Origin of the sequence: Pseudenemella bisphenolivorans, assembly GCF_051133435.1 — a bacterium.
In the GTDB taxonomy this organism is placed as follows: Bacteria; Actinomycetota; Actinomycetes; order Propionibacteriales; family Propionibacteriaceae; genus JAAYAO01.
This window is the reverse complement of record NZ_JBPGNY010000001.1, coordinates 809,897-836,002: the sequence shown is the minus strand read 5'-3', so window position 1 is coordinate 836,002 and position 26,106 is coordinate 809,897. Positions and strand designations below refer to the sequence as shown.

The window sequence follows — 26,106 nt, the reverse complement described above, 5'->3', positions numbered from 1 at the left end:
GGTGCTCTACCGAGGGGTGAAATGATGTTCGATGACGACATTTTGGGCCGTGCGAGGGTTGCCGAGTCCAGCGAGTTGAACGAATTCTACGCTCGCCTGGAGAAGCTGGGAGCCGGCGCGCTGTGGACCGTTGCCAACGAGATCGAGCCCTGGGAACCTGCCCCCAAGTCCATCCCGATGCACTGGTCGTACGAGGAGATCCGTCCGCTGGTGGTCGAATCGGCGAGCCTGGTGCGCGGGGATGATGCCGGCCGCCGCGTGGTGATGCTGGTCAACGACGGACGCCGTGAGGACTCGGCCGTGGTCGGCCACCTCTACACCGGTATCCAGATCATGAACCCGATGGAGTCGATGACCGCCCACCGGCACGCGGCCTCGGCGCTGCGCTTCGTGATCGAGGGCGAGGGTGCCTGGACGATCGTGGACGGCGACAAGCTGCGGGTGAAGGCCAACGACTTCGCGATCACGCCGAAGGGCACCTGGCACGAACACGGCAACGAGTCCGAGGAATCCTTCGTGATCTGGCAGGACGGCCTGGACATCCCGCTGGTGAACACCCTCGACGCGAACTTCTACGAGGTGCACCCGGACACCTACCAGGCCAAGCCGATGCACATCAACGCCCAGTACAAGGAGTATGGCTCGGGCATCATGGGCCCGGACAGCCGCCGCGGCTGGTCGAAGATGTACTCCCCGCTGAACGCCTACCCCTGGGAGCGCACCTACGAGGCCCTGGAGAACCTGGCCTCGGCGCACGAGATGAACCCCTGGGACGGCTTCAAGCTCGACTACATCAACCCCGCCACCGGCGGATCGGTGATGCCGACCATGGGTGCGGCGATGCAGATGCTGCCGGGTGGGGTGCACACCAAGGCCCAGCGGCACACCGGCTCGGCGGTCTACCACGTGGCCAAGGGCACCGGGTACTCGGTGATCAACGGCAAGCGCTTCGACTGGAAGGAACACGACGTCTTCGTGGTGCCCTCCTGGGCCTGGTACGAGCACGTCAACACCAGCGAGTCGGACGATGCCTGCCTGTTCAACTTCAACGACCAGCCGGTGATCCGCTCGCTGGACCTGTGGGCCCACCAGGCCATGGACGACAACGACGGGCACCAGGTGATCGGGGACGCGCCCGCCTCATGACTCGCACCGAGATGGTCGGCGCCGACCTCGCCGCCGGCGCCGCCTACCAACTGCTCACCGCGCTGGTGGTGCCGCGACCGATCGGGTGGATCACCACCCGCTCGGTGGACGGCATCGACAACATCGCGCCGTTCTCGTTCAGCGGGGTCGTGTCATCGGCGCCACCGATGGTGATGTACTCCACCGTCGGCTGGAAGGACAGTTCCCGCAACGCCCGCGACACCGGGGAGTTCATCTTCCACCTCGCCTCGGCCGATCTGATCGACCAGGTGAACCTGACCGCGGTCGACTACCCGGCCACGGTGGACGAGTTCCGCGCGGTCGGGCTGACCAAGGAATCGGCGCAGAGTGTGCGGCCGCCCCGCATCGCCGAGTCACCGGCATTGATGGAGTGCTCGGTGGTGGAAGTCGTCGAACACGGCAACTGCGTGATGGTGATCGGTGAGGTCAACCGCTTCGCGATCGCCGACGACTGTCTCGAGGACGGCCGTCCGCAATTCCATCTGCTGAACGCGGTGGGCCGCCTGGGCGGACCCGAATGGGCCCTGCCCGGCCCGATCCACATTCAGCCCCGCGTCCCGTACGAACCCGGCATGCCCGGGGACGAGCCGGCACCGGCGAGCACCGCATCCTGACCACCTGACCACCTGACCACACAGCCCGAGGAGGGGCCATGGCAGAACGATCATTTGCAAAAGAGGTTCAGCACCTGCGCCTGGGTGAAGGCGAGGTGTTCCACGGTGAAGGCATTCTGGCCGTCACCAAGGCCCTGCTGCAGTCCGGGGTGGCCTATGTCGGCGGCTACCAGGGTGCCCCGATCTCGCACCTGATCGATGTGCTCGGCGACGCCCGCGAGATCCTCGAGGAGCACGGCGTCTACTTCGAGAACAGTGCCTCCGAAGCCACCGCCGCGGCGATGCTGGCCGCCTCGGTGCACTATCCGCTGCGCGGCGCGATCGCCTTCAAGTCGGTGGTCGGCACCAACGTGGCCTCCGACGCCCTGGCCAACCTCGCCTCCGGCGGGGTGCACGGCGGAGCCCTGATCATTCTGGGCGAGGATTACGGAGAGGGCTCCTCGATCATGCAGGAGCGCAGCCATGCGTTTGCGATGAAGTCGCAGATGTGGCTGCTCGATCCGCGGGCGAACCTGCCGGCGATCGTCGAGGCGGTCGAAGCCGGCTTCGAACTGTCCGAGATCAGCAACACCCCGGTGCTGCTGCAGTTGCGCCTGCGCTCCAACCACATGACCGGCTCCTTCGTGGCCAAGGACAACCGTCGTCCGATCATGACCGTGCAGGACGCGGTGGAGAACCCCACCCGCGACATGTCCCGGGTGGTGCTGCCCCCGGCGAGCTTCGCCCACGAGATCGAGAAGGTCGAAGACCGCTGGCCGGCCGCGGTGGAGTACATCAAGCAGCGCGGGCTGAACGAGTTCTTCGCCGAGGACGCCGCCGATATCGGCATCATCGTTCAGGGTGGCCTGTACAACAACACCAACCGCTGCCTGGAACTGCTCGGCCAGTCGGACGCCTTCGGCAACACCAAGGTGCCGATGTACGTGATGAACGTGGCCTACCCGACCATCGACGACGAGGTGGTGCGCTTCTGCGAGGGCAAGAAGGCGGTGCTGCTGATCGAGGAGGGCCAGCCCGAGTTCATCGAGCAGTCGATCCAGACCGTGCTGCGTCGCCGCGGCATCGACACCACCCTGCACGGCAAGGACCTGCTCTCGCTGGCCGGGGAGTACACCCCGACCGTGGTCACCCGCGGCCTGAACGCCTTCCTGCGCAAGTACGCCCCCGACCTGGAACTCGCCGAGCCGGCCCTGCTGAAGGACGCCTCCGACCCGGCCAGCCCGTTCGCCGAGCGGGTGCCCGCCGAGGCCGTGCTGCCGCGTCCGCCCGGCCTGTGCACCGGCTGCCCCGAGCGTCCGATCTTCTCGGCGATGACGCTGGCCGAGGAGGAACTCGGCCGCAAACACCATGTCAGCGCCGACATCGGCTGCCACCTGTTCGGTGCCAATGCCCCCTTCCATCTGGGGGCGACCACGATGGGGTACGGCCTGGGCTCGGCCGGTGCCGCCGCCCTGAACAGCAAGGACGCCGACCGCCGGACGATCGCGATCATGGGTGACGGCGGGTTCTGGCACAACGGCCTCACCTCCGGGGTGGGCAATGCGGTGTTCAACCAGACCGACCAGATGCTGGTGGTCATCGACAACGACTACGCCGCGGCCACCGGTGGGCAGGATGTGCTGTCCAGCCACGCCGAGTTGCCGCACCGTTCGACCCAGCATCCGATCGAGCGGGCGGTGCGCGGCATCGGGGTGAAGTGGGCCAAGACCGTCACCAACACCTTCGATGTCGAGAAGATGAAGCAGACCTTCCTGTCGGCGCTGACGTCCTCGGACCCCGGCCCGAAGGTGGTTGTGGCGCAGAGTGAATGTCAGCTCAACCGCCAGCGCCGGGTGAAGAAGGAGGTCGCCAAGGCGGCCGCCGCCGGCGAGCGGGTGGTGCGCGAGAAGTTCGGGGTGGACGCCGATACCTGTACCGGTGACCATGCCTGCATCCGGATCAGCGGCTGCCCGTCACTGACGATCAAGGACAACCCCGACCCGATGCGCACCGACCCGGTGGCCACGGTGATCGACAGTTGTGTGGGTTGTGGGGTGTGTGGTGCCAATGCGCACGCCGCCTCGCTGTGCCCGTCGTTCTACCGCGTGGACGTGGTGACGAACCCGAACAAGTTGGACAAGGCGAAGATGCGTGCCCGCAAGGTGATCGCGAAGATGGGTGCCGCGATCGAGGCTCGGGCAGCCGGTTACGAGATGGTGTGAGATGGGAACCTGGCAGCAGGGCAAGCGCCCGATCACGATTGCAATCCTGGCGATGGGCGGCGAGGGCGGTGGCGTCCTGTCGAACTGGATCGCCGATGTCGCCACCCGGGCCGGCTACATCGCCCAGACCACCCAGGTCGCCGGCGTGGCCCAGCGCACCGGCGCGACGGTCTACTACGTCGAGTTGTACCCACCCTTGGAGGCGGATGAGGGCGGCCAGCGCCGCGAACCGGTGTTGTCGATGTTCCCGATTCCGGGGGAGTGCGACATCGTCATCGCCTCGGAGTTGATGGAGGCCGGACGTTCGGTGCAGCGCGGTTTCGTCACCCCCGACCGCACCACCTTCATCGTGTCCACCAACCGGGTCTACTCGATCGACGAGAAGACCGTGATCGGGGACGGCCGGGTCGACTCCGAAACCCTGATCGGTTCGGCCCGGGCCGCCTCGAAGCGCTTCGTGGGGGCCGACTTCATGGCTATCGCCGAGGCCGCCCGCAGTGTGGTCAGCGCCTCGCTGTTCGGCGCCCTGGCCGGCTCGGAGGCACTGCCCTTCGACCGTGAGCTGTACGAACAGGCGATCGCCGACGCCGGTAAGGGTGTGGAGCAATCCCTGGACGCCTTCGCCCGAGGATTCGCCACCGCCGCCCAGGTGGTGGCCGCCGAACGCGAGGCCGCCGAGTCGGCCAAGCCCGAACCTGTGCTGTTGCAGATCGGCCGTCGCGAACCCACCCCGGAGGAAATCCGCGAGGAGGAACTCCAAGCCCAAGCGGTGACCGACCCGGGCTCGCTGATCGGGCCGAACCTGCAGGCCCATGGCGAGCGGATTCGCCGGGAATTCCCGGCCGCGGCCCGGCTGATGCTGGTGCGCGGTTGTTTGCGCACCGGGCTCTACCAGAGCCCCGAATACGCGATGGGATACCTCGACCGGGTCAAGCGGTTGCTGGAGATCGAACCCGATGCCGAGGGGGAGGCCAAGCTTACCTACGAGGCGGCCCGCCACGTCGCGCTGCTGCTGACCTACCAGGACACCATCCATGTGGCCCTGCAGAAGATCCGGGCCAAGCGGTTGGCCGACATTCGCGCCGAGGCCCGGGCCACCGACGACCAACTGGTCGACGTTTACGAGTACCTGCACCCCGACGTCGAGGAGGTCACCGACACGATGCCCTCCGGGCTGGGTTCGGTGCTGCGCAACAGCGGCGCCTTCGGTTCGGTGGTGCGCGGTGTCGGTGGCAAGGGCATCGTGATCAACACGACCTCGGTGGCCGGCTACGCCACCTTGGTGGCGCTGGCCAAGATGCGTCCGATGCGGCCCACCACGATGCGCTTCAAGAGGGTGCAGCGGGAGGTCGACGAGTGGCTCGACCTGGCCCTGCGGCTGGGTCGGCAGAACCCCGATCTGGCCCGCGAGGTGATTCAGTGCGCCCAGGTGGTCAAGGGCTACGGCGACACCCACGAACGCGGGATGCGCAGCTTCGTCACCCTGCAGCAGACCGCCCGGCGGTACGCCGACCGTCCCGATGCCGCCGAGCTGATCGCCCGGCTGCGTCAGGTGGCTCTGGCCGAGGGTGGGCCCGAGTCGTTGGAGACGGCCGTGGCCGAGCTCGCCGGGGAAGGGGTCGACGGGGCTCCGGAGACCGCCGACGTCGGATGACCGACGGGCGGTACCGGCGCCGCCCGGTGTGGCGGCGTCGGTAGGCTCGTCCGGTGAGCTCGGCAGAAACCCCACGCGGAACCGGGGAGGTACCGCGCCACCAGCAATTGATCGTGACGATCTTCGGGCTCTATGCCCGGCGCGGTGAACTGGCGGTTTCGGCGGTGATTGCGCTGCTCGGTGAGTTGGGTGCGCCGGCCCCGGCCGTCCGCTCGTCGGTCTCGCGGCTCAAGAAGCGCGGGGTGCTGGTCAGCCGTCGCGACAACGGCAGTGCGGCCTACGCGCTGTCCGAAGATCTGCAACACGTCTTCGGTGAGGGTGACCGCCGAATCTTCTCGGTCGACCGTGCCGGGCTGGACGAGCCCTGGCTGCTCGCCGCGGTGACGGTGCCCGAGGCGCAACGCAGCCGCCGGCACCTGATCCGGTCGTTGTTGACCAAGCGTGGTTTCGGATCGGTGACCCCGGGCCTGTGGATCGCGCCGGGACGGATCGGTGAGGCCGCGGCCGCCGAACTCGAACGACACGGCCTGGCCGACTACGTCGATCTCTTCCTGGCCGACTATCGGGGTGAGTTGGCGCGCAAGATCGACCAGTGGTGGGACCTGCCCCAACTCGCGGAGCAGTACGAGGAATTCCTCGCCCACACCGACCCCGTCGTGGCCAGATGGGAGAGCGCCGAACCGACCCCGCGGGAGGCCTTCGTCGACTACATCCCGCTGGTCACCCGGTGGCGCCGGCTGCCCTACCTCGACCCGGGCCTGCCGCTGGAGCTGCTACCCCCGCAGTGGCCCGGGCAACGCGCGGCCGAGACCTTTCTGGCCCTGCATCACCGGCTGGGCCCGTTGGCGGCCCGCCACGTCGAGGAGTTGATCCCGGCCCGGGGCTCAGGCCTGCGGGTTCAGCAGTAGCTCGCGAACTTCGTCCGGCCAGGGGGCCGAGCGGCCCAGCTTGTCCGAGACGTGCACCACCACGTGCCGGCACTCGATCGCCAGCCGGGGCGAATCGCCGGCGTGCTCGATCACCGTGCCGAAGGTGGCCGAGCTCTTGCCGACCTTGATGATGCCGACGGTGACGTCCAGCGGGTCACCGAACATGATCCGGTCGGCGAAGTCGATCTCGAGGTGCAGCCGGGGTACTCGGGGCACCATCTCGATCAGCCCGAGTTCTCGCCACAGTTCGTGTTCGCCCTCTTCCAGCCAGCGCACGGCGGCGGAGAAGTGGTTGTGGCCGGCGGCATCGGTCTCGGCCCAGGCAAGGGTGCGGCGCGTGGTGCGGCGCACCCCCGCGATCTCGTCCATGACGCTCATCGTGCTCCTCGGATCTGTGGTGAATTTTCCCGGCTCGAAGGGTGTTCAAGCTCACACCCTACTGCTATCTTCGGATATGTGACGATCGTAACAGATGCGACATATCGAGCGGTTGTCAGGGCGATACCCCAAACCCACGAGGAGATCTGAACCGTGAAGATCGCAGTTATCGGCGGCGGCCCGGGCGGCCTCTACTTCGCCGCATTGATGAAGCAATTGAGTGCCGACCATGAAGTAACGGTGTGGGAACGTAATGCTCCCGATGACACCTTCGGCTTCGGGGTGGTGTTCTCCGACGAAACCCTCGGCGGGATCGGCAACGCCGACAAGGCCGTCGCCCGCGCGATGGCGAACCGCTTCGCACGCTGGACCGATATCGACATCCACTACGACGACACCGTGGTCACCGTCGGTGGTCAGGGCTTCGCGGCGATGAGCCGCAAGGAGCTGCTCGAACTGCTGCAGCAGCGGGTCGCCGAACTCGACGTCGAGGTGCACTACAGCACGATGGCCCCCGACGTGGACGAGCTCTCCCGCGATTACGACCTGGTGCTCGCCGCCGACGGCCTGCGCTCGATCGTCCGGGACCGTTACGCCGACACCTTCGGCCCCTCACTGGACCGCCGCGACTGCAAGTACATGTGGCTGGGCACCGACCAGGTCTTCGAGGCCTTCAAGTTCTTCGTGGTGAAGACCGAGTGGGGGATCATGCAGATCCACGGCTACCCCTACTCCGACAAGGGCTCCACCTTCATCGTCGAGATGTCCGAGGAGGTCTGGCGCCGGGCCGGTTTCGACCGCACCGAGAACGAGGAATTCCCGCCCGGAACCTCCGACGAGTACGCCATCGAGCGGGTCAGGGAGATCTTCGCCGACGCCCTGGGCGGGCATCAGGTGCTGGCGAACAACTCCAAGTGGCTGAACTTCCACACCGTGCGCAACCAGAAGTGGGTGCACAACAACGTGGTGCTGCTCGGCGATGCCGCTCACACCGCCCACTTCTCGATCGGTTCGGGTACCAAGCTGGCGATGGAGGATTCGCTGGCCCTGGCCGCCTGCATCCACGAACACGACAGCCTGGACGAGGCGCTGGCCGCCTACGAAAAGGAACGGCGCCCGGTGGTCGAATCGACCCAGCGGGCCGCCCAGGCCTCGATGGAGTGGTTCGAGAACATCAACCAGTACGCCGATCAGGACGCCGACGAGTTCGCGTTCAACCTGCTGACCCGGTCCCGCCGGATCACCCTGGACAACCTGCGGGTGCGCGATCCGGAGTTCGCCGCCCAGACCGTGGCCGCCTTCGCCGACCGGGTAGGTTCGGCCCGCCGGGACGTGCCGGCGATGTTCCAGCCGGTGCAGCTCGGTGAGGTGGAGCTGACCAACCGGGTGGTTGTGCCGCCGATGGCGCTGTACTCGGCCACCGACGGGGTGCCTGGTGAGCTGCACCTGGTGAACCTCGGCTCGCTGGCCCAGGGCGGGGCCGGGCTGGTCTTCACCGAGATGCTCGCCGTCTCCCCCCAGGGCCGGGTCACCCCGGGCTGTGCCGGGCTCTGGAATGACGAGCAGGTCTCGGCCTGGCGCGGAATCGTCGACTACGTGCACACCAACACCTCGGCCAAGATCGGCTGCCAGCTCGGCCACTCCGGCCGGCGCGGGTCGATGCAGGTCGACTGGCAGATGATCACCGAACCGCTCACCGACGGTGCCTGGGACCTGCTCGGCCCGTCCGCGATTCCCTTCGGGGAGGGCCTGCCGGTGCCGAAGGCGATGACCCGCGAGGACATGGAGTGGGTCAAGGCGGAGTTCGTCGCCGCCGCCGAGCGGGCCGTCGAGGTCGGCTTCGATGTGCTGGAACTCAACGCCGCCCACGGCTACCTGTTGTCGAGTTTCCTGTCGCCGGTGTCGAACCAGCGCAATGACGAGTACGGCGGTTCGCTGGAGAACCGGTTGCGGTACCCGCTGGAGGTCTTCGATGCGGTGCGCGCCGAATGGCCGGCCGACAAGCCGCTGGTGGTGCGGATCTCGGCGATCGACTGGATTCCCGGTGGCAACACCCTGGACGACGGGGTGGAGATCGCCCGGGCCTTCATCGAGCGGGGGGCCGACGCGATTCACGTTTCCTCCGGTGAGGTGGCCGAGGAGCAGCAGCCCGAATACGGTCGCTCCTTCCAGACCCCCTTCGCCGACCGGATCCGCAACGAGGTCGCGGCCAAGGTCGGAGTACCGGTGATCGCGGTCGGTGGCATCTCGTCCTACGACGACGTCAACTCGATTCTGGTCGCCGGGCGCGCCGATCTGTGTGCGCTGGGTCGGGTGCACCTGTACGACCCGCACTGGACGCTGCACGCCGCGGCCGAGCAGGACTACCGGGGCCCCGGGGCGGAGTGGATCGATCCCTACCGGATCGGCAGCCGCAAGCCGCCGTCGTCGCGCACCGACGCGGTGCGTCCGCGCCTGGCGCTGATCCAGGAGCCCGACACCGGCGAGTTGCCCACCCACATGCGTTGGGTGAACGGACGCACGGTGGACGCCGAGACCGGTGAAGAGGTGCGCCCGCCGGCACACGGCTGAGTCGCATTGATCGCCGAGCAGCAACACCTGTGGGGTGGGAACCGGTCGGTTCCCACCCCACAGGTGTTGGATCAGATCAGGTGTTGGATCAGATCAGGCCCGAAGCAGCCTTGGCACGGGCCAGGCGGTCGGACACGTCGTTCCAGTTCACCAGGCTCCACCAGGCGTCCACGAAGTCGGCCTTGACGTTCTTGTACTGCAGGTAGAAGGCGTGCTCCCACATGTCGAGCAGCAGCAGCGGCACCTGGCCGGCGGGCAGGTTGCCCTGGTGATCGAACTGCTGGAAGATCACCGGACGCTGACCGAAGGCGTCCCAGGCGAAGACCGACCAGCCGGAGCCCTGCACCGCGTTGGCGTTGGCGCTGAACTGCTTCTTGAAGGCCTCGAAGCCACCGAAGGACTCGTCGATCACCGACGCGACCTCACCGGTGGGCTCGCCGCCACCGTCGGGGGACATGTTCTTCCAGAACACGGAGTGGTTCATGTGGCCACCCAGGTGGAAGGCGACGTCCTTCTCCAGCTTGTTCAGGTTGCCGAAGTCACCCTTGGCGCGAGCCTCCTCCAACTGCTCGAGGGCGGTGTTCACGCCCTTGACGTAGGCGGCATGGTGCTTGCCGTGGTGCAGCTCCATGATTTCGGGGGCAATAGCGGGGGCGAGGGCGCCGTAGTCGTAGTCAAGATCAGGAAGCTCGTAAGCCATGAAACTCTCCCTTGGGTTGGATGGTCGAAGAACCGCATTCACCTTACCCAAAGCCACCGCGTGGGGTATCGGCCGGGCTGGAATCCGGTGCGTCGACGAACCAGGCCTTGCGCGCGGCCCGGCGCAGCATCAGCAACAACGGACGGCCCACCACGATCACCAACACCGTGGTGGTGATCGCCCGGCCGAGGTTGAAACTCATCGAGGTGGCCAGGTTGAACCAGAAGAAGGTCTGCAGGTTCTGCCAGGCCGAGGCGGCCGGATCGAAGGACAGTTCGCTGCTGTACCCCGCAGCCAGGGGCCAGAAGGCGAAGTCCATCAGCCAGCCGAAGATGAACGAGCCGATGAAGCCGTAGCCGGCCAGCATCGCGATTTCGGCCCAGCCGCGCACCCGGGGCAACAACCCGGCACCGGCGGCGAACAGTCCGGAGGCCAGCATCTGGTAGGGCAGCCAGGGGCCGACGCCGGCGGTCAGCAGGGCGGAGGTGATCAGGGTGGTCGATCCGAGCACCAGCCCGAAACCGGGCCCGAACACCCGGGCCGCGATCACCAGCACGAAGAACACCCCCTGGATGCCGGCCGTACCGGCGCCGAGAGCACGCACCACCGCCCCCACCGCGGTGAGCACCCCCAACAGCGCCAGCGCCTTCACGTCCATCGTCCGGTTGACCACCTCCGAGACCGTGACGGCCAGGATCAACGGCAGGATCGCGGCCAGCATGAAGGGGGCCAGGGTTTGCTGTTGCAGGCCGGCGCTCGGGGGCACGATCAGAGGCCAGGCGAAGGCGCCGAGGGCGGCGATCATGCTGATCGCGACCATCACCGCCGAGTGCGGGGTGAGGGTGTGCGGTGCGTCTTTCATCGGCGCACCCGGCCCGGGAGTTCGTCGCAGGTCAGCACCTCGTGCGGGGTGAAGACCTTCGCGATCTGGGGTGCGTAGACCGGTGAGGCGCAGGCCAGTTCGCGGGTCGGCCCGTCGGCGATGATCTCGCCGTCGGCGATCAGCACCATGCGCGACGACACGTGCGCGGCGAACTCCACATCGTGGGTGCTGACCACCACGGCCCGCCCGGCCGCGGCCAGTTCGGCCAGCAGGGCGCTGAGCCGGGCCTTGGTCGGGTAGTCCAGGCCGCGGGTGGGTTCGTCCAACAACAGCACCGGGGGATCGGGGGTGAGTTGGATCGCCACCACCAGGGCCAGCTTCTGGCCCTCGGACAGGTCGCCGGGGTGCTGGTCATCGGGCAGGTCGATCGCCAGCCGGGCCAGCAGCGAGCGGGCGGTGCCCGGTTCGGCACCCGACTCGCTGTCGGCGATCCGGCATTCCTCGGCGACGGTGGGGGCGAAGAGCAGGTCGCCGGCATTCTGCGGCACCAGAGCGACATGGGTACGGGCCCGGCCGGGTTTGAGCTTGCGCGGATCGAGTCCGTCGACCGTGACTGTGCCGTTGCTCGGCAGAGACCCTTGCAGGGCCCACAACAGTGAGGACTTGCCCGAACCGTTGCGTCCCATCAGGGCGATGATCTCGCCGTCGCCGACCCGCAGGTCGGCATCGCGCACCGCGGTCAGTTTGCCGTAGCGCACTCCGACGCGTTCGGCGCGAATCCGTTCGGTGGCGCCGTTCGGCTGCGGCAGCGGAGCGGGCGGGCCGAGGGTGATGGCTTCACGGGCCACCCGGCGACGGGCCTCGCGCACCGACAGCGGCACGGTGGGCCAGCCGAGGGTGACCGCCAGGTCGGCCAACGGTGGGTGCACATCGGCCCGGGCCAGTACCTCGGCCGCCGGCCCGACCTCGGCCGAACCGTCACCGGGCAACCAGAGCACCGAATCGGCGGCATGCATCACCCGCTCCAGCCGGTGCTCGGCCAGCAGTACGGTCATGCCCACCTCGTGCACCAGGGTGGTCAGCGCCGACAGCACGTCCTGGGCAGCGGTCGGATCGAGCGCCGAGGTCGGCTCGTCCAGCACCAGGATGCGGGGCTGGGCCGCCAGTACCGCGGCGATCGCGACCCGCTGCTGTTGGCCACCCGACAGGTCGGTGAGGGTGCGCCGGCGCAGGTCGGCGATGCCCATCAGGTCGAGGGTCTCCTCGACCCGCTTGCGCATCGCCCGCGGCTCGATGCCGAGTTGCTCCATGCCGAAGGCGATCTCTTCCTCGACATTGTCGGTGACGAAGGAACGCACCGGATCCTGGGTGACCATGCCGACCACATCAGCCAGATCACGGGGCCGGTGGGTGCGGGTGTCGCGGCCGTCCACCAGCACCCGACCGGCCAGGGTGCCGCCGGTGAAATGCGGTACCAGGCCGTTGACCGCCCCCAGCAGGGTCGATTTGCCCACCCCGGTGCGGCCCACCACCAGACACAGATCGCCCTCGGGAATCGTGAGTGAGACATCGCGCAGTACCGGTTGGTCGGCATAGCGCACCGTGACCCGGTCGAAGGTGATCATCGCGCCACCACCACCGGACGCGGCGCGCGGCCGCGCGGGTCGACCAGCATCGGCAGCGCTGCGGCCAGGACGCCGGGCAGGATCAGGGTCGGCAGCGGGGGCCAGGCCAGGGGAGTGGTGACCGGGCGCAGCGCAGCCGGGTCGGTGCGCAGTTGCCAGATCATCAGCGTCAGGGTTACCAGCCCGCAGGCGACCACGGCCCACTCCGGCCAGCGCCAGGGATCGGGCCGGTAGCGGGTGATCCGCAACTGTCGTCCGCTGGCCCACAGCCCGGCGACCACCGCGAGCACCCCGGCCAGCAGGGTCCACGGGGCCAGCGGGTGTACTTGGGCGGCGAAGACGTCACCGTGGGCCAACAGCAGGTAACCACCGACGGTGAGTGCCGCCGAGCCGAAGAGCATCAGCACGGTCGACCAGCGCCGTCCCCGGGCCCGCCGGGTGGACCCGAAACCGCGCGATTCCATGCCCGCAGCCAAACCGAGGGATCGGTCGATCGCGTCCTCCAGCACCGGCAACATGATCGAGGCGGTGGTGGTGTGGCCGCGCAGCCGGCGGGCCCGGCGCACCCGTACCGCGCTGATCACCAGTTGGGGGGCCATCGTCATGCCCACCACGATCACCACCGACACCTCGTACAGGGCGCTGGGCACCGACCGCAGCGCCCGGCGGGGATTGGCCAGCGCATTCGCCGCGCCCACGCAGATGATCATCACCGCCAACTGCAGCGCCGAGTAGGCGGCGGCCAACAACGGTTCGGCCGCCACCGGCCCGCCCAGGCCGATTCCGGCCATCCAACTGGGCAGTTCGAATCGCGGCAGGGTGAACAGCACCGTGGCGGTCGGTGAACTGGTGCCGAAGACGACGAAGATCAGCACCCGGAAGACAAGCACCACCCCGGCCAGGACGTAATAGGCCCACAGGCCGCGGGCCCAGACCGAGTCGCCGCGACAGGTCAGCGCCACCACGGTAACCGCAGCCGCCACCAGGATCAGCACCAACGGGTTGGTGGTCAGGCTGGTGGCCGCGGCGATCAGCAGCGCCCAGCCCCACCACGCCCAGGGGTGTAGCTGACGTTGCCGCGTCACGGCCCCACCGGTGTCTTCACAGCAGACCGAGGGCCAGCTCCAGGCCGCCGTGGATGCCGGCCCAGTCGCCCAGGTCCGGGGGCACCACGAAGTCCGATTCCGGGTTCTGCAGGGGATGGTCGGTACCGAGGTAGCCGTTGGTGAGCAGGGCGGCCTGCTCCCGCACCGCCGGCCACAGGCCCTCGGTCTTCATCACCCCACCACCGATCACGATCCGTTGCGGGGCCACCGACAAGGTCGTCACCACCGCGAGTTGGGCGATGTAATGGCTGAGAATGTCCAGTTCGTCGGGCGAGGCTGCCGGTCGTCCCCAGCGTTGCAATACCGCCGGACCACTGGCCAGGCCCTCCAAACAGTCGGCATGGAAGGGGCAAATGCCGATGTAGTCGTCGGCGGGGTGCCGGCGCACCAGGAAATGGCCCAGTTCGGGGGTGCTGTGCCCGGTGACGAGTTGACCCTGCACCATCACCCCGACCCCGATACCGGTGCCGATGGTCGCGTAGGCGAGGTTGTCCAGGCCCACCGCGGCCCCCTGCCAGCGTTCCCCGAGCAGAGATCCGGTGACATCGGTGACGAAAGCCACCGGCACATCGTCCAGTGCCGCGAAGGCCCGATTCAGGTCGGTATCGCGCCAGCCCGGTTTGGGGGTGGTGGTGATCCAGCCGTACTTCGGGGACGCCGGATCGGTCTCCAAGGGCCCGAAGGAGGCCACGCCGATCGCTTCGATCCGGCGGTAGCGGTGATGCTCGCCCAGGAAGTCGGCCAGCGCCCCCAAGGTGCGGTCCGGGTCGTCGGTGGTGGTGATCCGGCAGGTCTCGATCAGGGCATGGGGGTTCTCCCGCTCCGCCACGGCGGCGAAGGCCTTGGTGCCGCCGGTTTCGATCGATGCGATCAAGCTCATGGGGTAAAGCTTGTCAGGTAGTGCCGACAGCGGCATCTGCGGCCAACACCCGAAACCCCTTCGCCGAGGCGAGGCGTTCACACCGGTGGCCCTGTTCGGTCAGCCAGCGCTGCAAGGAATCGGCGCCCAGGTTCTTGCCGACCACCAGGTAGGCGCGGCCGTCCGGCTTCAGTCGGCCGAGCCATTGCAGCAACAACTCGTGCAGGGCCTCCTTGCCGATGCGGATCGGGGGATTGGACCAGATCTCGTCGTAGCGCACCTCGTCGGGAACCTGCTCGGGGCGCAGGACCCGGACCCGGTCGGCCACCCCCGTGGCGATGGCATTGTCGCGGGTCAGCGCCAGGGCGCGGTCGTTCACGTCGATCGCGTCCACGGTCGCTCCGGGGCAGGCGTGGGCCAGCCCGATCGCGATCGGCCCCCAGCCGCAGCCCAGGTCGAGCACGTGGGGGGTGCCGGTGGGCGGGTCGACACTGCGCAACAGCACCCCGGTGGCCAGGTCCAGTCCGTCGCCGGAGAAGACCGCGTTGGCGGTCTGCAACTCGAAGGTGGTACCGAACAGGGTCGCCCGGATCCGGCGGCGCCGTTCGTCATCGGACGGGGTGGTGAAGTAATGCTCAGTCATCGTCGTCCTGCTTCGGTTCGGTGTTGCCGTCGAGTTCGGCCGCGGTGCGCAGCCGGCGCGATTGCCGTACCCGTTCGGCCGGGTCGTCGGCATAGCCGACCTCCTCCAGGGTGAGGCCGTGGGCGGGCATCACCTGGATCGTGGAGGGTCGGGTGGTGGTGGCCAACAACTCGTCCAACCAGGAGGCCGGACGCCGGCCGGTGCCGACGGTCCAGAGTGCACCCACCAGCGAGCGCACCATCGAATGACAGAAGGCGTCGGCGCGCACGGTGATCGCGATGTGCCCGCCCAGCGGGGCCTCGGCCGGCCCGGCACCGGGGGCCGGGGCCACGGTCTCGGCGCTGAGGTGCTGCAGGGTGCGGATGGTGCTGGCCCCTTCGCGGTGTTTGCAGAAGGCGGCGAAGTCCTGCAGTCCGAGCAGCCGTTCGCCTGCGGTGTGCATCGCCTCGACATCGATCGGTCCGCGCACCCGGGCCACCATGGAGGCGGCCAACGGGTCGGTCGGGGAGTCGGTCATCCGGTAGCAGTACCGACGCCAGGTGGCCGCGAAACGGGCATCGAAACCCTCGGGAGCCGGCCGCACCGAACGGACGATCACGTCGGCGGGCAACACCCGCCCCAGCCGGCGCACCAGCACCGTGGCGTCCACCCCGGCCGGCAGATCGAGGTGGGCCACCTGGCCGCGGGCATGCACCCCGGCGTCGGTGCGTCCGGCACAGACCAGCGCGGCCGGGCCGTCCAGCCGCAGTACCCGGCCGATCCATTCCTCCAGGACACCCTGGACGGTGCGCAGCCCGGGCTGGCTGGCCCAACCGGAGAAGTTCGTCCCGTCGTAGGCCAGGTCCAGCCGCCAACGCACGAGGTCTTCGGCCGTCATGGGCGCCGCCGATAGGCCAGGTCGTGGATCTCCCGTCCGGCTTCGATGCCGCGCGACTCGTACTTGGTCAGCGGACGGTGCGGCATGCGCCGATGGTCGGCAATGAACTCGGGGTGGCCGTCCAGCACTTCGTGGACGTGGTCGGCGTACTCGGCCCAGTCGGTGGCCAGATACCACTGGCCACCCGGAGCGAGCCGGTCGGCGACCAGATCGGCGAAGGCCGGGTTCACCAGCCGGCGCTTGTGGTGGCGGCCCTTGTGCCAGGGATCGGGGAAGAAGGTCCACAGCTCGGCGATCTCACCGCTGCCGAACAGGGTCGCGAGGCCCTGGGCACCGTCGCGGGGGATGATCCGCACGTTGGTCACCTCGGCACGGGCGATCCGCGACAGGGTGCTGGCCACCGCGGGCAGGAAGACCTCGAAGGCGATGATGTTCAGTTCCGGACGGGCCGCGGCCAGGGCGACCGCGTTCTCGCCGGCCCCGGAGCCGATCTCGACCGCCAGCGGCGCCTCGCGTCCGAAGATCGCGGGCGGGTCGATCGCCGCGTCCGGGGCCAGGGACGTGTGGGTTTCGTCGATCGGCAGGTCGTCGATCACCCAGGTGTGCCGATGGGCCTCCCAGGCCTTGCGCTGGGAGTCGTTCATCCGGGTGGAGCGGCGGACGAAGGACACCACCTCGCGTCGCACCCGTTGCCGTTGGTCGCTCACCGGCGGGCTTCCCCGCGACGTTTCTCGTAGCCGTAGAGCAGTCCGCCGAGAATGATCAGGCTGATCAGGAAGACCCCGATCCCGGCAAGCAGATTGTCGAAGTACCAGACCGCCAGCGCGCCCAGCGCGGCACAGACGAAGGAAAGGCCCCACAGCCGCACTTCCTTGCCGAATTTCTCCGGGAGGTCGCGGCGGTCGCCCGCAGGGGTCTTGGGTTGCTTTGACATGATGGAGACAGCCTAGGCGATCAGCGTCGGAAGGAGCTCGTCGTGCGAACCCTGCTCAATATCATCTGGCTTCTCTTCGGAGGTCTGTGGCTGTGGCTGGGCTACATCGTCTTCGGGATCATCGCGTGCATCTTCATCATCACCATTCCGGCCGGGCTGGCGTCCTTCCGGATGGCGAAGTACGCGCTGTGGCCCTTCGGCCGGGTGGTGATCCGCCAGCCCCGCTCGGGTGCCGGATCGACCCTGATGAATGTGGTGTGGTTCCTGGTGGCCGGCCTGTGGCTGGCGATCGGACACGTCAGCACCGCCGCGGCCCAGGCCGTGACCATCGTCGGTCTGCCGCTGGCGTGGGCGAACCTGAAGATGATTCCGGTCACCTGCGTTCCGTTCGGCAAGAAGGTCGTCCCCCGCAACCAGGTTCCCCTCGGCGCCGAAGTACTGACCTGAGGTCGGCCTCGGGGCTCCGCGGCTACGGCCCGGAGCCCCTTCTGGTTTTTCGGGGACTCGAACCCCGGCCCTGTCTCGGAGCCCGGCCCCCTGACACCCGGCTCCCCGAACTCCGGAGCCGACTCGAAACATCGAGCCCGGACCGACCTCGGCCTGCAACGCCCGGGCTGCGGTACCAAAACCTCCAACTCAGGCCAGCGTTTCGCGGGATTCGGCCCGAGATCGGGTTCTGAGTTGGGGATTTGCGTACCCCTGCGGGCTCAGGCCTTCGGCGGGCAGCCGCGGAACCGCACCCATCCGGAGTCGGGGGTCACCCCCCGCCCTTGGTCCCGACCCTCCGGATTCCGTGGGCCTGCGAGTTCCTGCGCTGCTGCAACTGGCCTGATCTCGGATCGGCACGCTGTATTCGGGGTTGCTGTGCCGAGATCAGGCCGTTTGCAGCAGGAGGTGTACTTACGGGCAGTCTGGTGGGTCAAGAGCCAAGGTCACCTGGTGCTCGTTGTGAGGATCTGAAGTTCCCTGGTCGCATCCGAGCCAGGACCGACGGTGATGCCCCGACACCGCCGAGCAGAACTCAGGCCACCCCGGCCTGCCGGTCGGCCACGGCGAAGGCGAGTTGGTAGCGGTAATCGAGCAGGTGCCCCGACTGCTTCCGGTCGAGCACGGGGGCGGTCAGTCGGCTCAGGAAACCGAAGGATCGTCGCCCGGTATCGCGAATCACCTCGGCGCCGCCGGGAGCCGGGCTGATTTGGAAGTGGTCGTAGCTGAGCGCCTGACCGGCGTACTGCGAATCCAGCATCCGCTGTACCCAGTCCACGATCAAAGTGTCGTCGCGCTGCTCCCGGGCCAGTTCCTGGGCCACCGTCAGTCCCGAGTCCAGGGTGGCCACCCGGCCCTCCAACTGTTCGGCGCCGAAGAAGATCCAGCGGGGCAGGAACTCATCGCTCGCGATCACCTCGGCCACCAACTCCGGTGGCGCGGGCAGAAAATGTCGCACCTGGTACGCCCGGGCCGGTTCGGGCAGCACACCGGCGATCACCGGCACCTTCTGCGCTGCCTCCTGGTCGTCGGCCCCGGCCTGCAAGTCCGAAACCAGGGTCTGCGGTTCGATCCCGTCGGCGTGCACCAGCCGGCGCACCACCTTCGACGGCTCCCGCAACAACTCGACCAGGATGTCGAAGGTGTTGCCGTGCTCTGCCCGCTCCATCAGTTCCCGGGCCCGGGTGGTGGGCCGGAACTCCGGGTCACCGTCCACGTACTGCTGGGGTGACATCGGGGGAAGCCAGGCGGTGCCGGTGGTGTGCGGGCCGAGGCCGTCGTCCGGACGCAGCGCGCGCACATGGGTTCTGGCCGAAGCCAGGGTGACCCCGCGGGTGCCGAGCAGCCGGGCCGCCGATCCGCCGATGGTCAACAGGCCCAGATAGAGGTGCTCCAGATCGGCCTCGTCGACCCGCAGTCGGGCTGCTTCGTACCCGGACGCGGCCGTCCAGGCGGAGGTGAGGGTGAAGTTCATCGCGGGCTTCCTCGGGTCGGGGTGACACCGATCAACTTAGCGCCGCGAGCACCTCCGCCTCGGTGCCGGCCACGCCCTGGCCGGTGATGAACGGTGCCCCGTAGACCACCGGCGCCCCGTAGTCGTCCCCGACCCGCACCGTGCTGACAATCAGGTCCGCTCCTTGGCTCACGGTCGGCAACTCGTCCACGGTGCACCGCTGGACGTCGGCGGCGATCCCGGCTTTCCGACACAGGTCGGTGATCCGGTCGGCGGCGATCATCGAGGTCAGGACGGCCCCGGCACAGGCCACCACGATCTTCTTCATGTACTCATTCTCCTGGGTCAGCGTTCCGACATGGGTGTGAAGGTGCGCAGCGCCGGCCCGGTGTAGATCTGCTTCGGGCGGGCGATCTTCTGTTCCGGGTCGAGGATCTGTTCCTCCCATTGCGCGAGCCAGCCCGCGGTGCGCGGGATCGCGAACAGGACGGTGAACATCCCGGGGGTGAAACCCAACGCCTGGTAGATCAGACCGGAGTAGAAGTCGACATTCGGGTAGAGCTTGCGGGAGACGAAGTACTCGTCCTCCAGGGCGATCTTCTCCAACTCGGCCGCGACCTTGAGTAGCGGATCCACCCCGGTCACCGCGAAGACGTCGTCGATCGCTTGGCGGATCACCCGGGCCCGGGGGTCGTAGTTCTTGTAGACGCGGTGGCCGAAACCCATCAGGCGTTCCTTACCGGCCTTCACCCCGTCCACGAACTCGCGGATATTGGCGATGTCACCGATCCGGCGCAGCATCCGCATCACCTCTTCGTTGGCGCTGCCGTGCAGCGGGCCGAAGAGGGCGCCGATGCCGGCGCCGACGGCGGTGTAGGGGCCGTTGCCCGACGAGGCCACGGTGCGCACCGCGGTGGTCGAGCAGTTCTGTTCGTGGTCGGCGTGCAGCACGAACAGGATCTCCAGGGCATTCACCAGCCGCGGGTCGGCCCGGTAGGGCCCGCCCATCTCGAACAGCATCGCCAGGAAGTTCTCGGTGTAGCTGCGGTCGTCGACCGGGTACACGTACGGCAGACCCTGGGTGTGCCGCCAGGCGAAGGCCGCCAGGGTGGGCATCTTCGCGATCAGGCGACGGATCTGCAGGGCCCGGGATTCGGGATCGTGAATGTCGCGCGACTCGGGGTAGAAGGTGTGCATCGCATTCACCGCCGACATCAGGATCGCCATCGGATGGGCGTCGTGGCGGAACCCCTGGATCATCGCCTTCATGTTCTCGTGCAGGAAGGCGTGCCGGTTGATGTCGTCGAGCCACTGCGCGAGCTCGTCGTGATTGGGCAGCTCGCCGTGCAGCAGTAGATAGGCCACCTCGAGGAAACCCGCCTTGCCGGCGAGTTCTTCGATCGGGTAGCCGCGGTAGCTGAGGATGCCCTCGGCCCCGTTGATGTAGGAGATGGACGATTTGCAGGCCACGGTGTTCACATAACCGGGGTCGTAACTGGCCAGCGGCATCGCGACATCGGTCGCGGTCGCCTTACCCAGATCGGTGGCGCGGACCGTGCCGGCGCTGATCGGAAGATCACTCTCCCGGCCGGTGCGATTGTCGCGAATGGTGATGGTCTCAGCCATGCTACGACCTTATGTAGTAATCGCTCTCCCCGGAAGGCTCGCAAGGCGTGATCTTGCTCGAAGACCAGTTGCCGCGGTGGTCCCTCGTGCAGGCCCGGACGCGACGCGTATCGTCGTGTCCCTGAGACGAGGGGAGCCCGCAGATGCAGCTGCACATCGACACCGCAGACCTGGAGCTGATCCGGCCGCTGATGGCCACCGGCCTGTTCACCGGGATCACCACCAACCCGACGATCATCCGCCGCGGCGGCATCACCGACGAGAACCGCGCCGAGTGGCTCGCCGAGGCCTTCGACGCCGGCGCCGAGATCATCTGGCAGCAGACCTGGGGACGCAGTCTCGAAGAGCTCACCCGCAATGCCGAATGGCTGATGGGCCTGGACGAGCGGGTCGCGCTGAAGGTGCCCGCCACCCGCGACGGGTACACCCTGGCCGCCCGGGTCTCGAGCACCGGCCACCCGGTGCTGCTCACCGCCACCTACTCACCCACCCAGATTGCGATGGCCGCCGCGGCGGGTATTCCCTACTGCGCGCCCTACCTGGGTCGGCTCAATGACACCGGGGCCGACGGACTCAAGGTGATCGAGAAGATGCAGGAAGTACTGCTCGGCAGCGGCTCGATGACCGAACTGATCGTGGCCAGCATCCGCGAACTCGACGACATCGCCGACCTGGCCGCCCTCGGCGTGGGGCACGTCACCATCGGCGAGAAGGTGCTCAAGATCCTGTTCGACAACGACCTGACCGCCGAGGCCATCGACGTCTTCACCAAGGACGCCTACGGCGAATAGCGCAACCGGATGAGTCTCTCGCTGCTGATCGTCTGCACGGTCGCCGTGCTGTGCGGATCGGTCGCCCAGCGGGTGACCGGGCTGGGTTTCGCGCTGGTCTGTTCCCCCTTCCTGGTGATGGCCCTGGGACCGATCGAAGGGGTCGTGGTCGCCAACCTGTGCGGGGTGATCTCGGGGTTGGTGAGCCTGTGGTTCACCTGGCGGCTGGTGGATTTCCGCCGGGCGATGCGGATCGCCGCCGCCGTGCTGGTCGGTTTTCTGCCCGGGATGGTGGTGATCCGGGTGGTGCCGCCCGACTGGTTGGCGGTGCTGGTTGCCTCGATCGTGTTGCTCGCCCTGCTGGTCACCTTGACCGTGAAACCCGGCCGGACGCCGGATTCCTGGCAGCTCAGCAGTGTCGCCGGTCTGGTCGCCGGGTTCATGGGATTGACCGCCTCGGTGGGTGGCCCGCCGCTGGCGATCTACGGTCGACTCACCGACTGGGACAACCGCGAGTTCGCCGCCGCGATGCAGGCCGTGGTGCCCTTCAGCGTGGTTCCCGTGGTCACCGCACCGTCCTTTCCGGCCTTCGCGGTGGGCGGTTGGGCGGCCCTCATCGGGGCGCTGCTGTGCGGGGTGATCATCGGCAATCAGATCGCCCCTCACGTGTCGAACCGAGCGGCCGGACGATTGGTGATGACGGTCGCGATGGCCGGTACCCTGACCGCACTCGGACGGGCGCTTTACCAGATCGTCGCCTGACCGATCCGTCCGGGCGGGGCGGGAGCGTTCTCGGTTTGACCGGGCAACCGCGGCCAAGTAATCTGGCTCGCTGTTGTGCGAAGGCATTTGGTGCTGACGCACCCCAGTTGTGTGACGCCGTGCCTGAAAGGGGCTGCGGAGTACCCGCAACGCCCCCGTACACGTAGAGAATCTATCGGAAGTGGTGCAGTGAGCGTGTCTACGTACACCCCGAAGCCCGGTGAGGTGACCAGGAACTGGCACGTCATCGATGCGAGCGATGTCACCCTGGGCCGGCTGGCCGTCACCGCCGCCACCCTGTTGCGCGGCAAGCACAAGGCGACCTTCGCCCCGCACCTCGACACCGGCGATTTCGTCGTTGTCGTGAACGCGTCCAAGATCGCCCTGACCGGCAACAAGCGCACCGACAAGATGGCTGTGCGTCACTCCGGTCGTCCCGGTGGCCTGAAGAGCATCTCCTACGGTGAGCTGCTGGACAGCGACCCGCGCAAGGCCGTCGAGCTGGCCGTGTGGGGCATGCTCCCCAAGAACAAGTTGAGCCGCAAGCTCATCAAGAAGCTCAAGGTCTACTCCGGCCCTGAGCACCCGCACTCGGCGCAGCAGCCGAAGAGCTACGAGATCGTCCAGATCGCCCAGTGACCTCCAAGGAAACCGCAGTGACCGAGCAAGCAGCAGCAGAGACCACCGACGTCACCCCGTTCACCGAGGGTGACCGCGAGATCGCTTACCGTTCCGACTCCACCGGCCAGGCCGGCCCGTCGGACACCGAGCGCCCCGCCGTGATCGCCCCCGGGCAGGCCACCGGCCGCCGCAAGGAGGCCATCGCCCGCGTCCGGATCGTGCCCGGCACCGGTCAGTGGTCCATCAACGGCCGCTCGCTCGACGACTACTTCCCGAACAAGGTGCACCAGCAGACCGTTTCCGATCCGCTGGTGATCGCCGGGGTCGAGGGCTCCTACGACGTCATCGCGCTGCTGCACGGCGGCGGGGTCACCGGTCAGGCCGGCGCCCTGCGTCTCGGTGTGGCCCGGGCGCTCAACGCGGTGGACGCCGAGGCCAGCCGTCCGGCCCTGAAGAAGGCCGGCATGCTGACCCGCGACTCGCGCATCATCGAGCGCAAGAAGGCCGGCCTGAAGAAGGCCCGCAAGGCTCCGCAGTACAGCAAGCGCTGATCGCCATGGCGCGGCTGTTCGGCACCGATGGGGTGCGCGGACGAGCGAATGCCGATCTCACCGCGGAGCTCGCCCTCGAGCTCTCGGTGGCCGCGGCACACGTCCTGGGCGAACAACGCGAGGAGGGGGAACGCACCCCCGTCGCCGTTGTCGGCCGCGACCCCCGCGCCTCGGGGGAATTCCTCGAGGCCGCGGTGGTGGCCGGACTGGCCAGCGCCGGGGTGAACGTGATCCGGGTCGGCGTGGTGCCGACCCCCGGATTGGCCTTCCTGGTCGGCAGCCTGCGCGCCGACCTCGGCGTGATGCTCTCGGCCAGCCACAACCCGATGCCCGACAACGGCATCAAGTTCTTCGCCCGCGGCGGGCTCAAGCTCCCCGATGACATCGAGGACGCGATCGAGGCCCGGCTGCACGAACAGTGGCAGCGCCCGACCGGGGCCCGCGTGGGTCGGGTCAGCGACAACCCCGGAGCGGTCGCGGCCTACGTCGCCCACCTGGTTGACACCGTCGGCGACGAGACCGAGACCAACCTGCTGACCGGGCTGACCGTCGTGGTCGACGCCGCCAACGGTGCGGCCTCGGCCACCGCCACCGAGGCGATGGAAACCCTGGGCGCCAAGGTGATCTCGATCCACTGCGATCCCGACGGCCTGAACATCAACGACAACTGCGGTTCAACCCACCTTGGTGACCTGCAGCGGGCCGTGGTCGAACACGGTGCCGACCTCGGAATCGCTTTGGACGGTGACGCCGACCGCTGCCTGGCCGTCGATGCCGAGGGCAATGAGGTCGACGGTGACCAGATCCTCGCGATCCTGGGCCTCGGGCTGCACGAGGAAGGCCGGCTCACCAACTCGACCCTGGTGGCCACCGTGATGAGCAATCTGGGCCTGCAACTGGCGATGCGCGAACACGGCATCACCCTGTTGCAGACCAAGGTCGGCGACCGTTACGTCCTCGAGGCGATGAACGAACACGGTCACGTGCTGGGCGGCGAACAGTCCGGACACGTGGTCTTCGGCGATTTCGCCACCACCGGCGACGGCACCCTGACCGGCCTGCAACTGATGCAGCGGATGGCGCGCACCGGCAAGTCACTGGCCGAACTGGCCACCGTGATGACCCGCCTGCCCCAGGTGCTGGTCAACGTGGGTGGGGTCGACAAGGCCCGGGCGGGCACCGATCCGGTGCTGGCCGAGGCGATCACCAAGGTCGAGAACACGCTGGGCGAACAGGGCCGGGTGCTGTTGCGCCCGTCCGGTACCGAACCGGTGGTGCGGGTGATGGTGGAGGCCCCCACCCAGGAACTGGCCCAGCAGATGGCCGACGAACTCGCCGGCGTGGTGCAGCAGCAACTGGCTTTGTGAGGCCTGCGTGCCTTTCGAGGTCTGGGAAATAGTCCTGATCTGCTTCGCCGGTCTGTGGGCCGGCATGATCAACACCATCGTCGGCTCGGGCACCCTGGTCACCTTTCCGGTACTGGTCAGCCTCGGCGTCCCCCCGGTGACCGCGACGATGTCGAACGCCATGGGCCTGATCGCCGGCAACATCACCGGTGCCTGGGCCTACCGGAGCGAACTGGGCCACACCAAGTCCACCCTGGTGAAACTCCTGCCGGCCTCGGTGCTGGGCGGGGTGATCGGGGCCGCCCTGTTGACCCGACTGCCCGAGTCGGTGTTCGGCGTGGCCGCCCCGTTCTTCATCGTGATCTCGCTGATCTTCGTGGTCACCCAGCCCCGGTTGCAGAACATCGTTCGGCAACGAAAACAGGCCGCCGGTATCGAGTCGGTGGCCGACTCACAACCGGCGGTGTTGTATCTGCTGGTGTTTATCGCCGGAATCTACGGCGGATATTTCGTGGCCGCCCAAGGGGTATTGCTGCTCGGAATTCTGGGCGTATTCATGCTCGCTTCACTGCAGGCCGCTAATGCGGTCAAGAATGCCCTGGTGGCTGCGGTGAACATGGTGGCCGCGGTCTTTTACATGCTCACCGCCTTCGACCGAATCAGCTGGTGGGTGGTGCTGTTCATCGCGCTGAGCTCGATGGTGGGGTCGTGGATGGGGGCTAAGATCGGCCGCAGGATGTCACCGGTGGTGTTGCGTACGGTGATCGTCCTACTCGGTCTGGTGGCGCTGTTCAACATGATTCGCCAACTGCTGTGAACCCGGGCCGACAGCCACGCAACGTTGGGGGAGGGGACCATCCGTGATGGAGGTCATCAAGACGCGGGAGTCGGACCTGGTGGAACAGGTCGCGGAACTGTGGGCGACCGCGACCGCGCATCGCGACGAAGTCGATCCGACCGATGTCAACGTCTCCGAGTCGGTGCCGTTGATGCGTTCGGTGCTGAAGTCGTCCGAGCGTTCCTTCCTGCTGGTGGGCAAGTGGTCCGGTGAGGTCGAGGGCGAGAGCGAGGGCACGGTCGACCGGATCGTCTCCTTCGGTGCGGTGGAACCCGAGCAGGGCGGGGACGACGAGAACCGCGGTGAACTGCGCTACCTCGGTGTCGCCCCGCAGAGTTGGGGTGAGGGCTGGGCCCGGCGGCTGCTGGTGGCCCTGCCCGATGCGGCCCGCGAAGAGAACTTCAGCGAGGTCGTGCTGTGGGTCTACGCCGACAACATCCGCGCGATCTGGGTGTACGAGGCCATGGGCTGGGGCGAGACCGGGCTCACCCGTCCGCACCCCAAGACCGGCCGCACCGAGGCCCAGTACCGACTGAAGTTGACCTGATCGGTGTGTGCCCGGCCGCACGGTT

General features: G+C 67.8%; 27 protein-coding genes. 14 read left to right on the top strand and 13 right to left on the bottom strand.

The features are described from left to right. Positions 1-24: 24 nt before the first annotated feature. The 5 genes from ACR4XW_RS04095 to ACR4XW_RS04075 are packed head-to-tail and all read left to right on the top strand — an operon-like array spanning position 25 to position 6,544. Positions 25-1,146 carry a cupin domain-containing protein gene (locus ACR4XW_RS04095; protein ID WP_434759229.1) on the top strand — a complete coding sequence of 374 codons (1,122 nt, stop codon included), beginning with the start codon at positions 25-27 and terminating at the stop codon, positions 1,144-1,146. Then, positions 1,143-1,781 carry a flavin reductase family protein gene (locus ACR4XW_RS04090; protein ID WP_434759228.1) on the top strand — a complete coding sequence of 213 codons (639 nt, stop codon included), beginning with the start codon at positions 1,143-1,145 and terminating at the stop codon, positions 1,779-1,781. The genes ACR4XW_RS04095 and ACR4XW_RS04090 overlap by 4 nt, the downstream gene beginning before the upstream one ends. A gap of 38 nt (positions 1,782-1,819) precedes the next feature. Beyond that, entirely contained in the window at positions 1,820-3,982 is a 2,163-nt protein-coding gene (locus ACR4XW_RS04085) for a thiamine pyrophosphate-dependent enzyme (RefSeq protein ID WP_434759227.1), read from the top strand. Position 3,983: 1 nt separating this feature from the next. After that, on the top strand, positions 3,984-5,636 hold the full coding sequence (locus ACR4XW_RS04080) for an indolepyruvate oxidoreductase subunit beta family protein (protein WP_434759226.1): 1,653 nt from the start codon (positions 3,984-3,986) through the stop codon (positions 5,634-5,636). 53 nt (positions 5,637-5,689) lie between these two features. Next, a complete protein-coding gene (locus ACR4XW_RS04075; RefSeq protein ID WP_434759225.1) occupies positions 5,690-6,544 on the top strand; it encodes a PaaX family transcriptional regulator in 855 nt (284 codons plus the stop codon). Here the strand turns inward: ACR4XW_RS04075 and ACR4XW_RS04070 are convergent. Further along, the gene (locus ACR4XW_RS04070) at positions 6,521-6,943 is read right to left on the bottom strand and encodes an acyl-CoA thioesterase (protein ID WP_434759224.1); all 423 of its coding nucleotides are present in this window, start codon (positions 6,941-6,943) and stop codon (positions 6,521-6,523) included. The two genes, ACR4XW_RS04075 and ACR4XW_RS04070, sit on opposite strands and share 24 nt — an antisense overlap. A gap of 153 nt (positions 6,944-7,096) precedes the next feature. On the opposite strand from ACR4XW_RS04070, the gene ACR4XW_RS04065 reads away from it, so the two are divergent. Then, positions 7,097-9,514, top strand: coding sequence for a bifunctional salicylyl-CoA 5-hydroxylase/oxidoreductase (locus ACR4XW_RS04065; RefSeq protein ID WP_434759223.1), 2,418 nt, complete (start codon positions 7,097-7,099; stop codon positions 9,512-9,514). Between the two features lie 88 nt (positions 9,515-9,602). On the opposite strand, the gene ACR4XW_RS04060 is transcribed toward ACR4XW_RS04065, so the two are convergent. The 9 genes from ACR4XW_RS04060 to ACR4XW_RS04020 are packed head-to-tail and all read right to left on the bottom strand — an operon-like array spanning position 9,603 to position 17,081. Continuing rightward, positions 9,603-10,214 (bottom strand): superoxide dismutase, encoded by a 612-nt coding sequence (locus ACR4XW_RS04060; RefSeq protein ID WP_434759222.1) that lies wholly within the window; start codon positions 10,212-10,214, stop codon positions 9,603-9,605. A gap of 43 nt (positions 10,215-10,257) precedes the next feature. Next, the gene (locus ACR4XW_RS04055; RefSeq protein ID WP_434759221.1) at positions 10,258-11,076 is read right to left on the bottom strand and encodes an ECF transporter S component; all 819 of its coding nucleotides are present in this window, start codon (positions 11,074-11,076) and stop codon (positions 10,258-10,260) included. After that, positions 11,073-12,662 (bottom strand): ABC transporter ATP-binding protein, encoded by a 1,590-nt coding sequence (locus ACR4XW_RS04050; RefSeq protein ID WP_434759220.1) that lies wholly within the window; start codon positions 12,660-12,662, stop codon positions 11,073-11,075. The genes ACR4XW_RS04055 and ACR4XW_RS04050 overlap by 4 nt, the downstream gene beginning before the upstream one ends. Beyond that, positions 12,659-13,747, bottom strand: coding sequence for an energy-coupling factor transporter transmembrane component T (locus tag ACR4XW_RS04045; protein WP_434759219.1), 1,089 nt, complete (start codon positions 13,745-13,747; stop codon positions 12,659-12,661). The genes ACR4XW_RS04050 and ACR4XW_RS04045 overlap by 4 nt, the downstream gene beginning before the upstream one ends. A gap of 16 nt (positions 13,748-13,763) precedes the next feature. After that, positions 13,764-14,648: an ROK family protein gene (locus tag ACR4XW_RS04040; protein WP_434759218.1), complete on the bottom strand. Its 885-nt coding sequence runs from the start codon at positions 14,646-14,648 to the stop codon at positions 13,764-13,766. A gap of 13 nt (positions 14,649-14,661) precedes the next feature. Further along, positions 14,662-15,270, bottom strand: coding sequence for a class I SAM-dependent methyltransferase (locus tag ACR4XW_RS04035; RefSeq protein ID WP_434759217.1), 609 nt, complete (start codon positions 15,268-15,270; stop codon positions 14,662-14,664). Next, positions 15,263-16,147 carry a tRNA pseudouridine(38-40) synthase TruA gene (truA, locus tag ACR4XW_RS04030; protein ID WP_434759216.1) on the bottom strand — a complete coding sequence of 295 codons (885 nt, stop codon included), beginning with the start codon at positions 16,145-16,147 and terminating at the stop codon, positions 15,263-15,265. Before truA ends, ACR4XW_RS04035 begins: the two co-directional genes overlap by 8 nt. After that, complete coding sequence (gene trmB, locus ACR4XW_RS04025) at positions 16,144-16,854, bottom strand: tRNA (guanosine(46)-N7)-methyltransferase TrmB (protein WP_434759215.1); 711 nt, start codon at positions 16,852-16,854, stop codon at positions 16,144-16,146. The genes truA and trmB overlap by 4 nt, the downstream gene beginning before the upstream one ends. Continuing rightward, positions 16,851-17,081: a hypothetical protein gene (locus ACR4XW_RS04020; protein WP_434759214.1), complete on the bottom strand. Its 231-nt coding sequence runs from the start codon at positions 17,079-17,081 to the stop codon at positions 16,851-16,853. Before ACR4XW_RS04020 ends, trmB begins: the two co-directional genes overlap by 4 nt. 42 nt (positions 17,082-17,123) lie before the next feature. Between ACR4XW_RS04020 and ACR4XW_RS04015 the strand changes: the two genes are divergently transcribed. Beyond that, on the top strand, positions 17,124-17,528 hold the full coding sequence (locus ACR4XW_RS04015; protein WP_434759213.1) for a YccF domain-containing protein: 405 nt from the start codon (positions 17,124-17,126) through the stop codon (positions 17,526-17,528). A 574-nt stretch (positions 17,529-18,102) separates the two neighbouring features. Here the strand turns inward: ACR4XW_RS04015 and ACR4XW_RS04010 are convergent. From ACR4XW_RS04010 to ACR4XW_RS04000, 3 genes are read right to left on the bottom strand one after another with little or no spacing between them, the layout of a single operon-like run. Beyond that, complete coding sequence (locus tag ACR4XW_RS04010) at positions 18,103-19,041, bottom strand: hypothetical protein (protein WP_434759212.1); 939 nt, start codon at positions 19,039-19,041, stop codon at positions 18,103-18,105. A 31-nt stretch (positions 19,042-19,072) separates the two neighbouring features. Continuing rightward, entirely contained in the window at positions 19,073-19,348 is a 276-nt protein-coding gene (locus tag ACR4XW_RS04005) for a PTS sugar transporter subunit IIB (protein ID WP_434759211.1), read from the bottom strand. A gap of 17 nt (positions 19,349-19,365) precedes the next feature. Continuing rightward, positions 19,366-20,646: a citrate synthase gene (locus ACR4XW_RS04000; RefSeq protein WP_434759210.1), complete on the bottom strand. Its 1,281-nt coding sequence runs from the start codon at positions 20,644-20,646 to the stop codon at positions 19,366-19,368. Positions 20,647-20,789: 143 nt separating this feature from the next. On the opposite strand from ACR4XW_RS04000, the gene ACR4XW_RS03995 reads away from it, so the two are divergent. The 7 genes from ACR4XW_RS03995 to ACR4XW_RS03965 all read left to right on the top strand — a co-directional run bounded on the left by ACR4XW_RS03995 (position 20,790) and on the right by ACR4XW_RS03965 (position 26,081). Beyond that, positions 20,790-21,437 carry a transaldolase family protein gene (locus ACR4XW_RS03995; protein WP_434759209.1) on the top strand — a complete coding sequence of 216 codons (648 nt, stop codon included), beginning with the start codon at positions 20,790-20,792 and terminating at the stop codon, positions 21,435-21,437. Between the two features lie 9 nt (positions 21,438-21,446). Then, a complete protein-coding gene (locus tag ACR4XW_RS03990) occupies positions 21,447-22,178 on the top strand; it encodes a TSUP family transporter (RefSeq protein WP_434759208.1) in 732 nt (243 codons plus the stop codon). 195 nt (positions 22,179-22,373) lie between these two features. Further along, on the top strand, positions 22,374-22,817 hold the full coding sequence (gene rplM / locus ACR4XW_RS03985) for a 50S ribosomal protein L13 (protein WP_434759403.1): 444 nt from the start codon (positions 22,374-22,376) through the stop codon (positions 22,815-22,817). 17 nt (positions 22,818-22,834) lie between these two features. Next, positions 22,835-23,350 carry a 30S ribosomal protein S9 gene (gene rpsI, locus ACR4XW_RS03980; protein WP_434759207.1) on the top strand — a complete coding sequence of 172 codons (516 nt, stop codon included), beginning with the start codon at positions 22,835-22,837 and terminating at the stop codon, positions 23,348-23,350. A gap of 5 nt (positions 23,351-23,355) precedes the next feature. Then, positions 23,356-24,717 (top strand): phosphoglucosamine mutase, encoded by a 1,362-nt coding sequence (glmM, locus tag ACR4XW_RS03975; protein ID WP_434759206.1) that lies wholly within the window; start codon positions 23,356-23,358, stop codon positions 24,715-24,717. 7 nt (positions 24,718-24,724) lie between these two features. Then, positions 24,725-25,513: a sulfite exporter TauE/SafE family protein gene (locus ACR4XW_RS03970; protein ID WP_434759205.1), complete on the top strand. Its 789-nt coding sequence runs from the start codon at positions 24,725-24,727 to the stop codon at positions 25,511-25,513. 46 nt (positions 25,514-25,559) lie between these two features. After that, positions 25,560-26,081, top strand: a complete 522-nt coding sequence (locus ACR4XW_RS03965) for a GNAT family N-acetyltransferase (RefSeq protein ID WP_434759204.1) — start codon at positions 25,560-25,562, stop codon at positions 26,079-26,081. The last annotated feature ends 25 nt before the right edge of the window (positions 26,082-26,106 follow it).

What these genes read in the sequence shown, in the direction of transcription:
- ACR4XW_RS04095 (WP_434759229.1), top strand. Translation starts at nt 25, where the DNA reads ATGTTCGATGACGACATTTTGGGCCGTGCGAGGGTTGCCGAGTCCAGC.
- ACR4XW_RS04090 (WP_434759228.1), top strand. Translation starts at nt 1,143, where the DNA reads ATGACTCGCACCGAGATGGTCGGCGCCGACCTCGCCGCCGGCGCCGCC.
- ACR4XW_RS04085 (WP_434759227.1), top strand. Translation starts at nt 1,820, where the DNA reads ATGGCAGAACGATCATTTGCAAAAGAGGTTCAGCACCTGCGCCTGGGT.
- ACR4XW_RS04080 (WP_434759226.1), top strand. Translation starts at nt 3,984, where the DNA reads ATGGGAACCTGGCAGCAGGGCAAGCGCCCGATCACGATTGCAATCCTG.
- ACR4XW_RS04070 (WP_434759224.1), bottom strand. Translation starts at nt 6,943, where the DNA reads ATGAGCGTCATGGACGAGATCGCGGGGGTGCGCCGCACCACGCGCCGC.
- ACR4XW_RS04060 (WP_434759222.1), bottom strand. Translation starts at nt 10,214, where the DNA reads ATGGCTTACGAGCTTCCTGATCTTGACTACGACTACGGCGCCCTCGCC.
- ACR4XW_RS04055 (WP_434759221.1), bottom strand. Translation starts at nt 11,076, where the DNA reads ATGAAAGACGCACCGCACACCCTCACCCCGCACTCGGCGGTGATGGTC.
- ACR4XW_RS04050 (WP_434759220.1), bottom strand. Translation starts at nt 12,662, where the DNA reads ATGATCACCTTCGACCGGGTCACGGTGCGCTATGCCGACCAACCGGTA.
- ACR4XW_RS04040 (WP_434759218.1), bottom strand. Translation starts at nt 14,648, where the DNA reads ATGAGCTTGATCGCATCGATCGAAACCGGCGGCACCAAGGCCTTCGCC.
- ACR4XW_RS04035 (WP_434759217.1), bottom strand. Translation starts at nt 15,270, where the DNA reads ATGACTGAGCATTACTTCACCACCCCGTCCGATGACGAACGGCGCCGC.
- truA (WP_434759216.1), bottom strand. Translation starts at nt 16,147, where the DNA reads ATGACGGCCGAAGACCTCGTGCGTTGGCGGCTGGACCTGGCCTACGAC.
- ACR4XW_RS04020 (WP_434759214.1), bottom strand. Translation starts at nt 17,081, where the DNA reads ATGTCAAAGCAACCCAAGACCCCTGCGGGCGACCGCCGCGACCTCCCG.
- ACR4XW_RS04010 (WP_434759212.1), bottom strand. Translation starts at nt 19,041, where the DNA reads ATGAACTTCACCCTCACCTCCGCCTGGACGGCCGCGTCCGGGTACGAA.
- ACR4XW_RS04005 (WP_434759211.1), bottom strand. Translation starts at nt 19,348, where the DNA reads ATGAAGAAGATCGTGGTGGCCTGTGCCGGGGCCGTCCTGACCTCGATG.
- ACR4XW_RS04000 (WP_434759210.1), bottom strand. Translation starts at nt 20,646, where the DNA reads ATGGCTGAGACCATCACCATTCGCGACAATCGCACCGGCCGGGAGAGT.
- ACR4XW_RS03995 (WP_434759209.1), top strand. Translation starts at nt 20,790, where the DNA reads ATGCAGCTGCACATCGACACCGCAGACCTGGAGCTGATCCGGCCGCTG.
- ACR4XW_RS03990 (WP_434759208.1), top strand. Translation starts at nt 21,447, where the DNA reads ATGAGTCTCTCGCTGCTGATCGTCTGCACGGTCGCCGTGCTGTGCGGA.
- glmM (WP_434759206.1), top strand. Translation starts at nt 23,356, where the DNA reads ATGGCGCGGCTGTTCGGCACCGATGGGGTGCGCGGACGAGCGAATGCC.
- ACR4XW_RS03965 (WP_434759204.1), top strand. Translation starts at nt 25,560, where the DNA reads ATGGAGGTCATCAAGACGCGGGAGTCGGACCTGGTGGAACAGGTCGCG.